General features: G+C 49.0%; 15 protein-coding genes. 1 reads left to right on the top strand and 14 read right to left on the bottom strand.

Translation table 11 applies throughout. The features are described 5' to 3' along the window. The 3 genes from WG8_RS28345 to WG8_RS11295 all read right to left on the bottom strand — a co-directional run. Positions 1–232, bottom strand: a 232-nt coding sequence (locus WG8_RS28345) for a hypothetical protein (RefSeq protein WP_232289085.1), incomplete at its 3' end; no start/stop codon positions are given. 556 nt (positions 233–788) lie between these two features. Beyond that, on the bottom strand, positions 789–1,142 hold the full coding sequence (locus tag WG8_RS11300; RefSeq protein ID WP_007430310.1) for a hypothetical protein: 354 nt from the start codon (positions 1,140–1,142) through the stop codon (positions 789–791). 196 nt (positions 1,143–1,338) lie between these two features. Further along, positions 1,339–2,067, bottom strand: a complete 729-nt coding sequence (locus WG8_RS11295) for a glycosyltransferase family 2 protein (RefSeq protein ID WP_043890972.1) — start codon at positions 2,065–2,067, stop codon at positions 1,339–1,341. Between the two features lie 113 nt (positions 2,068–2,180). Here WG8_RS11295 and WG8_RS11290 point away from each other — a divergent pair, with 113 nt between their 5' ends. Beyond that, complete coding sequence (locus tag WG8_RS11290; protein ID WP_007430309.1) at positions 2,181–3,014, top strand: class I SAM-dependent methyltransferase; 834 nt, start codon at positions 2,181–2,183, stop codon at positions 3,012–3,014. Between the two features lie 5 nt (positions 3,015–3,019). Here WG8_RS11290 and WG8_RS11285 read toward each other — a convergent pair whose 3' ends face one another. From WG8_RS11285 to WG8_RS28340, 11 genes are all read right to left on the bottom strand, one after another. Continuing rightward, positions 3,020–3,652: an RraA family protein gene (locus WG8_RS11285; RefSeq protein WP_007430308.1), complete on the bottom strand. Its 633-nt coding sequence runs from the start codon at positions 3,650–3,652 to the stop codon at positions 3,020–3,022. Positions 3,653–3,686: 34 nt separating this feature from the next. Then, the gene (locus tag WG8_RS11280) at positions 3,687–4,565 is read right to left on the bottom strand and encodes an IucA/IucC family C-terminal-domain containing protein (RefSeq protein ID WP_007430307.1); all 879 of its coding nucleotides are present in this window, start codon (positions 4,563–4,565) and stop codon (positions 3,687–3,689) included. After that, on the bottom strand, positions 4,537–5,352 hold the full coding sequence (locus WG8_RS11275; RefSeq protein WP_007430306.1) for an ABC transporter ATP-binding protein: 816 nt from the start codon (positions 5,350–5,352) through the stop codon (positions 4,537–4,539). The genes WG8_RS11280 and WG8_RS11275 overlap by 29 nt, the downstream gene beginning before the upstream one ends. Before the next feature lie 42 nt (positions 5,353–5,394). Beyond that, on the bottom strand, positions 5,395–6,486 hold the full coding sequence (locus WG8_RS11270) for a FecCD family ABC transporter permease (protein ID WP_007430305.1): 1,092 nt from the start codon (positions 6,484–6,486) through the stop codon (positions 5,395–5,397). After that, positions 6,483–7,487, bottom strand: coding sequence for a FecCD family ABC transporter permease (locus WG8_RS11265; RefSeq protein WP_007430304.1), 1,005 nt, complete (start codon positions 7,485–7,487; stop codon positions 6,483–6,485). The genes WG8_RS11270 and WG8_RS11265 overlap by 4 nt, the downstream gene beginning before the upstream one ends. Before the next feature lie 109 nt (positions 7,488–7,596). Further along, on the bottom strand, positions 7,597–8,574 hold the full coding sequence (locus tag WG8_RS11260; RefSeq protein ID WP_007430303.1) for an ABC transporter substrate-binding protein: 978 nt from the start codon (positions 8,572–8,574) through the stop codon (positions 7,597–7,599). Positions 8,575–8,671: 97 nt separating this feature from the next. After that, positions 8,672–10,327, bottom strand: a complete 1,656-nt coding sequence (locus tag WG8_RS11255) for an AraC family transcriptional regulator (RefSeq protein ID WP_007430302.1) — start codon at positions 10,325–10,327, stop codon at positions 8,672–8,674. Positions 10,328–10,394: 67 nt separating this feature from the next. Further along, entirely contained in the window at positions 10,395–12,470 is a 2,076-nt protein-coding gene (locus WG8_RS11250; protein ID WP_007430301.1) for an IucA/IucC family protein, read from the bottom strand. A gap of 73 nt (positions 12,471–12,543) precedes the next feature. After that, on the bottom strand, positions 12,544–13,776 hold the full coding sequence (locus WG8_RS11245; RefSeq protein ID WP_007430300.1) for a type III PLP-dependent enzyme: 1,233 nt from the start codon (positions 13,774–13,776) through the stop codon (positions 12,544–12,546). Positions 13,777–13,800: 24 nt separating this feature from the next. Further along, positions 13,801–14,562: an HpcH/HpaI aldolase family protein gene (locus WG8_RS11240; RefSeq protein ID WP_007430299.1), complete on the bottom strand. Its 762-nt coding sequence runs from the start codon at positions 14,560–14,562 to the stop codon at positions 13,801–13,803. Further along, on the bottom strand, positions 14,556–15,220 hold a 665-nt coding region (locus WG8_RS28340), incomplete at its 5' end, for an IucA/IucC family C-terminal-domain containing protein (RefSeq protein WP_007430298.1). The genes WG8_RS11240 and WG8_RS28340, both read right to left, overlap by 7 nt.

Here is a 15,220-nt window from a genome sequence, read left to right as displayed (position 1 = left end):
TGGTCACCTTGGACGCCTTGAACACCCTGAGGTCCTTGAGCGCCTTGTACGCCTTGGACTCCTTGAACTCCCTGAGGTCCTTGGTCACCTTGGGCTCCTTGAACTCCTTGAGGTCCTTGGTCGCCTTGGGCTCCCTGAACTCCTTGAGGTCCTTGGTCACCTTGGACGCCTTGAACACCCTGAGGTCCTTGAGCGCCTTGGACTCCTTGAACACCCTGAGGTCCTTGGTCACCTTGGGCTCCTTGAACTCCTTGAGGCCCTTGAACGCCTTGTACGCCCTGAGGTCCTCGGTCGCCTCGACCGGTTCCTAAAAGTTCATCAGATACTAACCGATGGGCAGGTACTAATTGCCCCGATGTATCTTTACCCCAAACAGAAATTTGAGTTTCATTCTCTGCTGGCCCGCTTGTGGTAAAAACGAATTCAAATGCGTCGAAACCTGCAAAGAAATTCCTAGTTAAAACCACATTGGGTCCCACTGACACTAGTTGTTGTACATATAATGTTCTGCTGCCGTTTAAAATAAAACCCTCTATCAAAACAATAGAAGAATTGACAGAATTTCGGTTATCTATTTTTACTGTGACCAGTTGGGTGGGTCTGACTCCTAGAACAGGATCATTTGCAATCGGTCCAGTTGATAATACTGCCATTAGGTACTCCCTCCTCTCTAGTAAAAATAAGCTTTTTTTGTGAACAAAAAATCTTTCTCAAGATCCTGTTCCCTCTATTTTATGTTTCAACCATTTGCTGCGATTGTGGTTCTATCTCTATACATATGTTGAGTTTTAAGAATTTAGTTGCTCATCCGCAACAATGCGCTGAACATCAATGATTTCACCACTCCCGTTTCTTCCCCAAACTGAAATATCAGTATTTTCTTCTGCTAAACCACTTGTGGTAAAAACGAATTCATATGCGTCGAAGTCCGCTAGATAATTTTTTGTAATAACTGCATTGGGGGCTAAAGCTATTTGTTCTAGTACATACAATGTTCGTAAACCATTTAAAATGTATCCCTGAATTAAAATAGTTGAAGAATTGACTAAATCGCGGTTAATTATTTTAACGGTAACCTGCTGGATAGGCCTGATCCCACTAACAGGACTATTCTCAATAGGTCCAGTTGATAATACTGCCATTAAGTTGATCCCCCTTTCCTATTTATCAACTACAAATCCATATTATATAAAAATACTATATATATTGATCAGAATAGGGATTATGTAGCTCCATGTATCATATTAATAATTTGTTGCATATGATTGTTTGTTTGCCTATTAAAAATAAAAAGGATAAAGGCCCCCTGAGAAAAAAGGTGCCCTTATCCTTGTAGATCTACAACACTCTAACAGATTTATTTTTTAATTCCTCGAATTGTTCCAACCTTTGTTTTTCATCCCATAAATAATGAAATCCCCATCTATTTGCTTTGTCCCCTTCTCGCAGCCCTTGTTTTAAAGCCGGGAAACGTGAATTTATATAGTCAAATCCCAGGTATTTATAATGTAGCAATAAAACATCATTATTGGATGGCTTTACAACGTCCCCTGTAGGTGAAGCAGTATGCCTGCCAGGACTGAAATTTATTTCTTGAATCGCGTTTGGATTAAAGATTTGAGGCTTATCGTACGTTTGACTTCTCACACCATTCGTTACCGTTTCATGTAATGGTTGATCGCTACTTGGAAAAAAATCGGAAACCATCTCATAACCATCAGGGACAATCAAGGTTATTCCTTTAGAGGTGCATTCTTGCAGATATGTTCTAAGGTCAGGGTGATAGAAATGTTCATCTGCGTCACAGATAATAACCCAGTCTGCCTTTCCTCTGCTTCCTTTCCAAAATTGATTGAATTTATCTTGTGCTGATTTCACGAGAGAATTACCTTCTATTTCGAATCTATCTATAACAACTTTGGGATTTTCCCTTAACATGGATACAGAATTATCAGTTGAGCCATTATCGAAAATATAGTATTGATCCGCTATATTATCATAGTGCTTGAAAAAAAACGGGAGCATCTTTTCTTCATTCCAGCATAAAGCATATACATGGATTATCACGTGCTCTTCCCCTTTCAAACTCAAAGCTTATGGACCAACTTGCTTGATAATATATGCAACTTATATTTGTAGGGTTCAAGTCGTGAATGACGAACTTTTGGGTGAGGTGTACTATGTTTGAAAAAGATGAGCAAGAAATTCTGACTTATTACGATGGTGGCGCGGAAATAGGCAGGTTGGAACGGGGAATTGGAAAAATAGAGCTGGAACGATCGAAAGAAATCATTTCGCGTTATGTCAGCCATTCGTCTCAAGTCATTTATGATATTGGTGGCGGAGTAGGGGTTTACTCCTTTTGGCTGGCGGAATTGGGGCATGAAGTTCATTTGTTTGATCTGTCCCCCCAAGCCATTGAATTCGCTCGTCAGCAACAACGGAGCAAACCCGTAATCAGCAAGCTCGAAACCGCAGATGCCAGGAATGTGCACCGTGAAGATGAAAGCGCAGACATCGTTCTATTAATGGGCCCTTTATATCATTTGACGGAGCAGCATGAACGAATAAAAGCACTGCAAGAAGCAGCACGTGTCTTAAAAAAGGGGGGGACGCTGATCACTTCAGCTATATCCAGGTTTGGCTCGCTGCTTTGGGGATTATCTGTATACGGTGACCACAATACCATTGTCGAAGAAGACGTGTTCATGGACATGGTTAGACAAGAGCTGACGAATGGCCAGCATGTACGCCCTTCCGCGTATCCCTCTTTTATCGCTCGCTCCTACTTTCATACACCTGCTGCCTTGCGAGCCGACTGGCAAGCGGCTGCATTGCAGGAGCCTCGTATTTTCGGAGTAGAGGGACCTGTCTGGATTGCTCCCGGTTTTAAAGAAAAGTGGACGGTCCCAGACCATCGCAGACGTTTGTTGGCTATTGCACGGCAGGTGGAAGAGCAGGAATCCATCATCGGTATGAGCCCACATATGCTTGCGGTCGGCACCAAGCCGTGAAATGTTTACCTTTTCAGCCGTGCGTTCAAAAGCTGATTGTATCCGTACTGCTGGCGGGTAAGCTCCTCCTTGCGCTGTTTTTCCACTGCTTTTACCCCCAGCTCCCATGCTGCCTCCGGTTTCAACACAAAAACGCCATCGTCATCGCCCAATACGAGGTCACCCGGATGTACACTGACTCCAAACAGGCTTATCGGTGTATTCACCTCCCCTTCCAGTTCCAGTGTGCGTGTAGTCAAGGCGCTAATCCCTTTTGAAAAGACGGGAAATTGCAGTTGGTTCAGCACGCTAACATCCGTGACACAGCCGGAAACAATCACCCCCGCCAGTTGTTTTTTCATCGCTACATAGGCTCTGAATTCCCCCCAGCAGGCTCTGGCATCGTCTCCAGACATATCGACGACCAGCACATCACCCGCTTGTGCCAATTCCAGTGCATGACGGATCGCGGTGGAATCCAGATGGGGAAGCCTCACTGTAACCGCATTCCCCAACAAACGAATAGGACGGAACAATGGCTGCGCTCCCTGCATACATCCAAAATCCGTAAAATGCCCTATCGTGGAAGCACTAACATGCTGATAAAGCTCCAGTAACTCCTTCGTTACACCCTCGACACGAGGTTGAATCCGAAACATGCAAGTCATCTCCTTTTGGGATCATAGTTCCTGCTTAGCTCGTACCATGTATTTTGGGACAGGTAGGGCAATAGCTACCCTTGTCCTTCATCTGATAAAAATAACAGCAGGTTTTTCGCACACGTACTGCTTGCACCGTGTCCATAGATGTGGTGGATACAGAGATCATCGGGGTACGCTGTGTACGAGCAGAACCCGCATACCGAGCCAGCGGGTTGTGTCGTTCACCAAATAAATAAGCCGGTGCTTCACAGATCAAGTATTTAAAATCCTCTTCTATCCGCAACCGATCCCCGCCATTCAGCTCCTGCCGGATGCGGTTCTCATACAGCGCATAGACATAGATGGCGGTGTTTTCCCATAACACCGTTCTCGGAATGGAAGCAACAGCAGAAACCGAGCGCCATATCGGGGCCAAATGCTCTGCAAATACCTGCCCGATGACGTAATCACGCCAAGCATGACGCCGATGCTGGTCCGCATCACCATTGTCCCTGTCCCCATGTTCCGTTTCACCACCATATTCCGTATGTTTGTTATATTCACTAACCCGCAGTCTGTTCAAATGCAGCCTTGGAAGCCACGTATCCTTGACAAAATCAGAACGAATCGTACAATCGGCAATCCCGACTCCCAACGTCTTGTTATATACAGACATCGCATACAGAGCCGGGGATACGATCAGAAAACCGTACCGTTTCGCCAAGGCAGAGGCCGTCACCTTACGTGAAGAAAAACCATGCAGTTCCGACAGGCGGTCCAGATAGATGGTACATGCAGATGCATCAAGCAGATCTGCAGCGGGTAGATCGTATCGGCCAGTGGGTGCTTGTGCATCGCTGCTGATTCGCAGTTTGTCCGTGAGATACGACCATTCCGCAGGCTCAAACGAAGACGTTTTGCCGTACGGCATCTATCTTCCTCCCCTTTCCATGCGGAATAAACATCGGAGTCCCGTACAACGGATCAGGAATGACTTGACAGCGCAGTTGGAATACAGTCTCCACCGTCTCTGAGGTCATGATTTCTTCCGGCTTTCCCTGCGTATAAATACGCTTATCATGTACTGCAACCATATGGTGCGCATAACGGCAGGCCAAATTCAGATCATGCAGCACCATAACAATGGTCCGTCCTTCGCGTTCATTCAGATCAAACAGCAGGTCCAGAATCTCAATTTGATGTGTCATGTCCAAATAAGTCGTCGGTTCATCCAATAAAATCATGTCCGTCCCCTGCGCCAAAGTCATGGAAATCCATGCACGCTGACGCTGTCCACCGGATAAAGAATCCACCGGACGGTCCGCGAAGGCCTCCAATTGCGTTGCCCGCAGCGCGTTTTGCACCTGCTCCTCATCCTCTACCGACCACTGTTTGAGCCAGCTCTGATGCGGATATCTGCCCTGCTTGACCAACTGATATACCGTTAGCCCTTCCGGGGCCGAGGGTCCCTGCGGCAAAATGGACAGCCTTTTGGCAATTTGCTTGGAGGGGAGCTCAGCAATCGCCTGCCCATCCAGCAGCACCGCTCCTGTTGCAGGCTTTAACAGCCGCGCCATAGCACGTAAAATCGTCGATTTTCCACAGCCATTACTGCCTACCAGCACCGTAATCTTTCCCTCCGGGATTTGCAGGTCCAGCTCTTGAATAACCGGATCTGCCCCATAGTTAATCATCAGGTCCTTCATCTCTAAACCCATGCAGCTTCCCTCCCATATCGTGAAGTCATTCTATTTCAGTCCTTAATGCCGATTCCGTCGCTGAAGCAGCAAATACAGAAAAAACGGTGCCCCTACGCCAGCTGTAAAAATACCTGCGGGAACATCAATAGGATAAAAGGCCGTGCGGGCCAGCAAATCAGCGAGATACACCAGCAATCCCCCTACCAGTGCTGACACCAGCGTCAGTCCGCCCATAGAGCGGCCTACCAATCGACGTGCAATATGTGGCGCAATTAATCCGACAAAGCCAATCGCTCCCGCGACTGCTACCGCAGTTCCGGCGAGAATTACACTGAGCAGCAGCAGTATCACACGGTGCCGCTGCACCTCTACGCCCAGCCCGGTGGCTACATCATCCCCCAGCTCCTGTGTGTTGAGGCTGCGTGCAAAATAGAGAACCAGAGGTGTACAGACTCCAATGGCGATCAACATCGTATATACGTTGCTCCACGACGCTCCATACACGCTGCCCGTCAGCCAGATATAAGCCTTGCCGGCTGTAAAGGACGAGCTCATAACCAACATCAGCGTCGTAACCGAACTCATGGCAGAAGCCAAACCAATCCCCACCAGCACCAGCCGGATGGGTGTTACGCCGTCCTTCCAGGCCAACACGTACACTAGCAGCGATACGACCAGTGCGCCAGCTACAGCCGCTACAGGCAGCCATTGGAAGCTCAAAACAGCTCCTCCATAAGCAATGAACGTCACTGCAGCAGCAGATGCCCCGCCTGTAATGCCCAGGATATCCGGAGATGCCAGCGGATTGCGAATAATGCCCTGAAGCACCGCTCCCGCGATGCCCAAAGCCGCGCCAACCAGCACTCCCGTAACCGCTCGCGGAAACCGCAGTCTGTACAAAATAAAGTCATGTTCGCCTGAGCTGCGTCCCCATATCGCTCGAAGCACTTCCCAAGGATGTACATACGTATCCCCCCAGCCCACACTGATCACACCTATGACCAGAAGCACCAAGGCCAATCCACCCATCATCCATAACGCTTTCTTTTCCAACTGGATATGAAATTGGCCGTTCCTGCTTCGCAGCGTCACATAACGCTTCTTGTTCAACCTACCTGCACCGTTACCATGCTTCACCTTCATACGCTTCATTTCCACGCCCCTCCTTTACGGGCAATGTAGATGAAAAAGGGAACCCCGATCAAAGCCGTAATCACACCAATCGGAATTTCCTGTGGTGAAATCAGCACTCTGGCGGCAGTATCGGCCGACACCAATAGCAAAGCACCCAATACCGCCGAAAAAGGGGTAATCCAGCGGTAATCCGCACCAACCAAAGCACGCGCCACATGCGGAATGATCAGACCGACGAAGCCAATCGCCCCCGCAATCGCAACAGAGCATCCAGCCAGCACCACAATAATGAGTCCCATGGCGCATTTTACCCATAACGTATTTTGCCCCAGGCCCTTCGCTACATCTTCCCCGGTTACGAGCAGATTCACCGCTCTACCCATCAACATCGCCGAGATCCCCGCCACCAGCATAAAAGGAAATAAAGGCTGCAGCATCTCCAGCGAACGTCCGCTGACAGAGCCAGCCATCCAGAACAACACATTTTGCATCCCCGTTTCATTCATCACCAAAATAATCTGGATCATCGACATAAACAAGGCGTGAATGGCAGAGCCAGACAATACAATCTTGATCGGCGTCAAACCATCCCGACCTAATGAACCGATGACATATACCAGCACAGCCGCCAGTCCTGCACCGATCAAGGCAAAGCCCATCAGAGACATCATGGACTCGACCGCAAAGACGACCGCAGCAATAGAGACAAAGAACAAAGCGCCCGCATTGATACCGAACGTGCTCGGCGAAGCCAACGGATTTCGAGTAAGTGCCTGCATGAAGGCTCCTGCCATCGCCAAGCCCGCGCCTACAACAGCAGCAATGATTGTGCGCGGCAAACGTTCGGTATGTATCAGCACATGCTCTACATTTTGAGCATCATAATACAGTAGAGAAGATATCATCAATTGCGGTGGAATCAGCGTTCTGCCAAGCAGCAGGCCAAGGAACAAGGCGCCCGCGAGCAGGACCAGACATACACCAAGTCCGGTCCATTTTTTCACAATCGTCGTTAGCATCGTTGCATATCCTCACTCTTTCAGCAGCAATGTACAACACAAAAGAAGGATGAGAGAAATAGACCCCTCACCCCTCTGCTGTATTTCCGTCTTGCTTTATGATAGTTATTTATAATTTCAGATCATACAATTGATAAAGATCATTCAGCATCAGATTTGCGCTCAAATAGCCACCGGCCAGATTCCAATTCACTTCATTAACCTTAAAAATGCTCTTTTTCTTGTATGCATCAAGGTTTTTCCACAAAGGATGGCTTGTCCAAGCCTCATAATTTTTTTCAATAGCAGCCTGATCCTTACCCGAGTTAAACACGAATAACGTATCTGCATTCATGTCTGGTATGCTTTCCTTGCTGTTGACTTTGATTCCCCATTTGTCCGCTTCTTGCTCAGGAGGGCGGGTGAAGCCCAGCTCCTTCAGGATCTGTCCTGCGAAGCCCATATAATAAATACGCGCATGGTCTGCCCGGAAATTAACGATGGAAGCCTTGATCGGCAGGCGATCACCCATTTTCTTTTTAAAGTCCGCTACACGCTGATCCCAATCCGCCAGCAATTGTGCCCCCTTGTCCTCCTGATTCAACACTTGCCCGATCAGCTTCACTGTATCTTTCCACTCATATAGCTGATCGACGGCGACCGTAGGTGCGATTTCCGACAATTGCTGGTACGTCGCTTCGTTACGGAATTTGGTTGCAATGATGACATCCGGCTTCAGCTTATAGATTTCCTCCATATTCGGCTGTGTCTCCAGACCAACTGTCGGAATCCCTTCGAGATCCTTTTTCAAATAATCATACACCGGCTCGGTTCCACTCGCCTCCACAATCCCCACAGGCTTTATGCCATAGGCGATCATAACATCGTTGGCTCCGTTATACAGCGTTACGACCCGCTTGGGTGTACCCTTAATTTCGGTTTTACCCAAGACATGCTCGATGGTGCGTACGGAGTCGGTTGAGGAAGCTTCTGGCGCTTCATCGGCATTCGTACTCGTACCCCCACCTCCAGCACCGCAGCCTGATAAAAGCAGCAATACAACCATGAGTGCAACCCATATACTCCCTTTGCTTGATACTCGAAACATTTCTCTTTTCCCCCTATTTAGATCGCCAATAATGATATTCATTCTCATCATTAATTATAAAGAGGGGTCTTAGTATGACCATGGACGTTAACGTTCTTTATTTGGACGAATCAGACAACAGCAGCTCTAACGATTTGTCCAATAATAGATCGTGAGACAACGAAGTATAGCATGTATACAGGTGTCTGCTATCACACATATGGTGTACGGCCCCATTCCGTACCGCCTTTAGCTGCTGCCATTCGGGGGAACGCCACAGTGCCAGACACTCCTGCTGAATTGCTTGTTCTTCACAGGCGTTGCCATAATGGCGATAACAAGTCAGCAGAATGCGGTCTGCATCAAATTCATTCAGCTCACTCACCGTTACCTCCCGGTAATGGGCGATATTCTCGACCCCCGCAGGCATCGCCAGCTTCAAGTCTCCATACAAAACCGATCCCACATTCCGCTGTCCATACACACACATTTTCTGGTTCCCAACCCCAACGATCAGCACGCTCTCCCCTCCGAGCTTTTGCCTGACCTTTCGGGAAATCCGTTCTGCTTTCGTTTCATAGCGCTCCAACCATTCAACCGCTTCTGCATCCTTGCCGACAATGCGGGCAATCGACTGAAAATGAGTACGCCAGCTTTGGAAAAAGGGTACGGTGACGGTGGGCGCAATTTGCTCATACATTTTTTCCTTTTTTGATTTCTCAAAATCCCTGAATTCACAGGTTAAAATCAGCTCAGGCCGGGCCGACATCAGCCTTTCCAGATCGGGCTGAACCTCACCTACTGATATCGTATTGCAAAAGCCTTGGGTGACAGGGTAAGCCTTGTTAATCACCGCCGCATACGGCTCTATGCCCAGTGCAATCAAATGTCCGGTTAACAGATGCTTGAGCGAAGCAATTTTATCCGTATATCGAATCGTATTGACGTAGGCTGAGGGGGAGCGTCCAGTAGCGGCTTTAAATTTACGGCTAAAATAGAACTCATCGCTAAAGCCGACACCGTGAGCAATTGTGCGAAAAGAATCACGAGTGAGCACCAGCGCTTGCTTCGCGTGATTCATACGAATGTCTGTCAAATATTCCATTGGGCTTTTGCCGATCATTTTTTTGAACATACGCGAATAATAATCGGCACTCATTCCTGCCAGCTCTGCCAGCTTGTCCCGCGTAATATCGGAAGCGTAATGCTGCTCCATGTAGTGGAGCGTCAAGGTCACCGCCTGCTGCACGTCCGGCTTCTGATCCCGGCTCGCATGCTGAAACAATGACATCAGCATTTCCTGAAATAAAATATTGGCCTTCATTTGGTCCCATATACGATCACAATGATGCTTCTTCTTGATTTCCTCGACTCTGTCCATCACAAAACGGAAGTGGGGAATGTTCCATTCTTGTGGTCCGATGGCCTCTGCAGGTATGTAGCAGTCCAGCTCCCCCGACGGCTGTAATGCCAGAAAACGGATGACATAATAATCTGCCGGAGCGCCGGACAACAGATGGAGCTTCATGACTGCGCCAGGAGCGAGCATAAAGCCCTTTTGGCGGTAAAGAGGATACGTCATTCCATCAATGACGATATCCCCTTCCCCTTCATTGAATAATAACAACGTATGAAAAGACGTTTCTTGCCGGGAGAAAGATCGGCCAGAGCACACATGCTGAATATCTTGCAGTTTATAAAGAAATGAAGTAAAGGATTGATCCTGCGTATTCATGGCTCCCAGCCTTTCTATATATTGATCATTATTCTCCATGTTATGAGAACTCTTTTCATTATATATAGACTGGGTCGGATTTTGCAAAATGGAATTGCGCTCAAGCTTATAAAGGATTTACATTTTGGGCATAGGCAATATTCAAATGATAAAACGGGTTCTGTATACGGCTTTGACCAGACGGCATACTGCCAGGTACACCAGATTGCTCCAGCAAAGGTTTCACCAGCAGCTTGAGCGGCCACTCCGGATTTTCAAATACAATTTGCTTGATTTCCCGGCGAACGTCAGCCTTGAAGGGCACGCGGTGGATAGCGTTCTCCAATTGTTGCCTTAATACAGACCACAGAGACGGTTCGTCTATGCCATAAATATCTGAAAGTGTATCTATAATCGCGTACAAATTAACTTGAATGCCCAGCGTTTGCAAATAGAATAGCAATTTCTTTGGTGTTTCATTGTACAGGCTGTTGGAATAGCCGGGGCGGATTTGATATTCAGGATCGGCAATCCCATGCTCTGTCAGCCAGGGTAGATGCAGACGCACAGAGTCATGGTCACGTAGCAAAATGTGTTCGATCTTTCCGTTTTTCCAAACCAGCACACAGTTTTGCCCATGGATCTCAGGCATGAGCCCGATGCGGTACAGTCGCAGCATGATTTCAAAAAATGTCAGGCAGACTTCACCGAATAGTTGTTTTACCGAAGCTGCCGTCTCAGGAAGTCTACGTTCAGCAGCCCATTCCCGGAAAAAATGATGCTGCCTTGCAGCCAATGCAGACATAGGAATGAGGCGCACGGCAGGATCATGGATTAATTCGTGCGGATACATCCGGGCCATCGCCGCCAAGTGCCGGGGCGGATCATCATACAGGCTGCCGTTTTGCGGCATATAAGCCCACCAGGAGCCTTCATCGCATAAAAACAATCGCTCCTGAAGCTGCGGGTCACGTGCTTTGGCCTGCTGCAATAAGGCTTGTCCGCGATCCCCGTTAATCAGCTTCACAGCAGGCAGATAGCGGGATGCCCCCAGTGAAAATACGCTCAAGGGCAGCTTCACATAATTGGGACCACCATCCTTCGGAGACAAGGAGCGTACAGACGAGGTCGCCTGAAAGGCTCCAGCCTTTACATCCAGCGGAATCCACACTTTGTCTGCCTGCTCGGCGTGCAGATGTTGGGGCAGTATATGCGTGAGCTGCCACGGATGAACAGGTATCGCGATATAATCCGCAGACAGTCCGCGTTCCTGCATTTCCTGCTCAACCAGCTGACGTTCGGAGCTGGACAGAAGAAGATCGTCAGGCTGCTGTCCAGCATATGAACGTTGCATGTCCGCTTCAGCTTCGGCTGCTGGTGCTTCTGTTTCTGTGTCCGCAAAATGAGGCCCCTGTGTGATGCCCGCTCCGGTCATAATCGCGTCCTTGCGAAGTGCTACCCAGCTTAGCGTGATATCCTGTCCAAATTCAGCGATATATTTTCGATAGTCCTGCTCGTTCAAGCCTGTTTTAGCCTTGGATACGGGGTGAAAAGGACGATCACGCAACGAGGAATGCTGTTCCAGGCGTTGAAAAGCCTCAGTGGGCGATATTCCCAGGATATTGTCATCCCCCAGCCCACTATCCAGCGACCATGCAGTTTGCTGGATAGTCTGCTCCAGTAGCTGGACAAACCTCCCCACTCCTTCCTGACGGCGATATTCCTCGTCCAGACATTCCTCAATTACACGCTGCATCAGCGTCACCGGGTGAAGCCATTTGGCATGGAATTCTTCTCCCTCTGGCTGCCGCTGAATTTCGCACACACCACCTGACCGCAGGTAGCGATAGGGCTGAACCACCGCAGCGTGTACAGGGAATAAGATACTGTGCTGCTGCTCCCGATCCACCCACCAGCGGTAAAGGCTAATCGGACCGCTATTTGCAGCCGTATCCCTATTGGAGTCAGCAGCTTCATTCTCCCTAAAAGAAAACAAGTCACCTAATTCAGGCTGAATGCTAGTAAAGTCGTTTTGCCATTGCGGGATAGACAACAGTTCAACATCGGCATGCTCCCAAAATCCTTCCGCCAGCAGTGTATTTACAAGATCCTGCATAACCTGGCTTTCAGCCTGTTTTTGTCTGTGCAGACGCGTTGCTTCTTCGGATGAAAGCACCAGGTTCGTGTTTAATGTGGACTTCATACAGATTCATTCCTCCTTCTTTATGTTAGATGGGAAGCACCATCTGTCTGCGCAGTGGCACTAAAGGTAACTCTCAAGTGTGGTTTATATAGTAGAAATGCGGATGGGGATGGCTGAGGAAGTCGTGATGCGAAATCGTCCAGCCGTAGGCTCCGGCAATATGGAACAGCAGAACGTCTCCGATCCGCAAATGCTCTACGTGCACCTCGTGTGCAAGCACATCCTTGGGGGTACAGAGCTCTCCTGCAATCGTCACCGCTGTCTGTCGCCGCTCTGTTCGCGGAAATGGATATGGCCAATCGTCAACAGCAATTACCTCAAACGGCTGATTATGCTGCCACGACACCGGCAAACGAAAGTGGTGGGTTCCCCCGCGAATAATGGCGTAATGCTGATCATGATTTGTTTTGAGATCGATCACTTCTGCGGCGTAATACCCGCAGTGCGCCACGATGTAGCGCCCGGATTCAAAAATCAGCTGGATGCCGGGGATACGATAGTCCTCCAATACTTGCTGCAATTCCTCTATAAAATCATTCCATTCGAACCTGCGCTCCAGATCGGTATACGAAATGCCGAAGCCGCCGCCTGCATTCAGATAGCGGATGGACAGGGAATGCTCCTGAATCCAGCCCTGCACGCATTGCAAATACGTAGCAACCATGCGGGCGTGCAGCCAGGCATCCAGATTGTTGGACAGGGAATGCATATGAAAACCCTCCAGCTGTACAAACGGCAGGCTTTGAACAAGTCGGATTGCTTCCGGCACTTGAATTTCGTCAATGCCGAATTGAGTGGCCCGACCGGACATCGTAATGCTCGCCTCTGGCAAAGCACGTCGCAAATTAACACGCAGCAAAATAGCTACGCGCTGCTGTCTGCGTTCTGCAATCCAGCCGATACGCTGCAGCTCATGCAAACTTTCGGCATGAATCAGCATCACATTACGCTCCAGCGCTTCCTGAATTTCAGCGTCCTTTTTCCCCGGACCGCCAAATATAATCGGCACGTCGGCTGATACCTCACGGATGGTACGAATTTCTCCAATCGATGCCGCTTCAAAGCCCTTCACAATGGGAAGCAGACTGGCGATCAACTGAGGATCGGGATTGGCTTTGACCGCGTAAAACAAACTGCAATCATCAGGCAAGCTACTTACACAACGTTGTGCCCGTTCCCTCAGTGCCCCCAGGTCATAGATATAGGCGCATACGGGTTGCTGCTCTCGTTCCTGCTTTTGCTGGATAAGCTTTTCCACATACGAAACGACCTGCCCTCCAGACCATGCTGTAACAAGCTGACTCATGTTCATCCTCCTTTATGTTGAGAACTAGTATAGGTCAGACCTTCTTGCTTGCAGGGCACGAAAAGCAATTCCCCGCTCATCCCCCAGCACGAAGGCATGAACCCCTTGTTCTATCCATGCACCGTATTCTCCAGCCTTTCGCGGAATGGCACAGTATGGAACCTTCGCTTCCCGTGAAGCTTCAAAGACCCGCTGTAGACCCTCCTGCACAATCGCCGCATCGGTCTGCCATGGCACACCGTATGATTGCGATAAATCTGCGGCTCCTTCCAGCACCATGCCAAGGCCTGGTACGGATAAAATATCTGCAATACGTTCCACGCCCAGTTCGCTCTCAATCATCGGCACCAGCATGATCTGATCATTGGCCTGCTTCATGTAATCCACCAAACTTCCTTTGCCAAATGCAACAGGTCTGCCACTGTTCAGGCTTCGCTTGCCCTCCGGGCTATATTTTGCAGCCTGCACCAGCTCCTCCATCTGCTCCCTGCTCTCCACATGCGGAACGACGATCCCCTGTGCTCCGCTGTCCAGCACCCGCAATATGACCTTGGCATCGACCTCGGGCACACGCACCAAGGGCGTGATTTGTGCGGCTTCCGCAGCACGGATCATATGCTCTACGGTTTCGGGATTAATCATGACATGCTCCATATCAATGATGACAAAGTCATATCCGGCATGTCCGATCATTTCGACCGTAAGCGCCGCCGGGATGGAGGCAATCAGCCCGAATACCTCCTGCCCTTTCCGCAGCTTCTCCTGAAGCCGATTGATCGTTAGCATTGGGGCTCCCGGTGTGCATACAACGGATTGATCCCTGGCTTGAAGTGAAGATCCTCATCCCCGAGCAGACGTCTTTTCATCAGTTCTTCAATCTGCACGGTTGGGGCGAACAAGTCAAACAGGCGGAAACGCTCCTCATGCTGAGGATGCTGGCGCTGATAATCATGAATGACCTGCGCAGACATCTGCCAAAATCGCTGCTCGTCCAGTTGATAATGCTCGGTAAGAAACATCGCCAGCTCGGCGGCTGCAATAAAGAAAAAAGCATCGTAAGTAAAATCACGCACATCCTCCGGATTACTCGTTTTAATAAACGAATTGCGGTTAATGCGGGCATGACTTGGCGGCTCAGGATGAAGATGTGGACATTGATCCGGCTCCGTCAGATGGTTCACGGAAAACCGGACGCCATCATGAAAATCTTTAAGTGCCACCCGCGTTGGTTGTCCGTTTCGATGAATCAAAATAATATTCTGACCGTGAGATTCCATACCGATCCCATGCGCATACAACATATGAATAAGCGGCGATATGGTCGCCTCCAGCACCCGGCGAGTCCATTCCTCTACTCCGAATTGCTGTACCCATGGATCAATGAGCGGAACCCCGTTTTTCTGCACATAACATAATCCGTTAAAAGGTATCGCGTCCTCATCCG

The organism is Paenibacillus sp. Aloe-11 (genome assembly GCF_000245715.1).
Taxonomy (GTDB): Bacteria; Bacillota; Bacilli; order Paenibacillales; family Paenibacillaceae; genus Paenibacillus; species Paenibacillus kribbensis.
The sequence above is the reverse complement of the archived record's forward strand: the minus strand, read 5'-3'. Positions and strand labels throughout refer to the sequence as shown.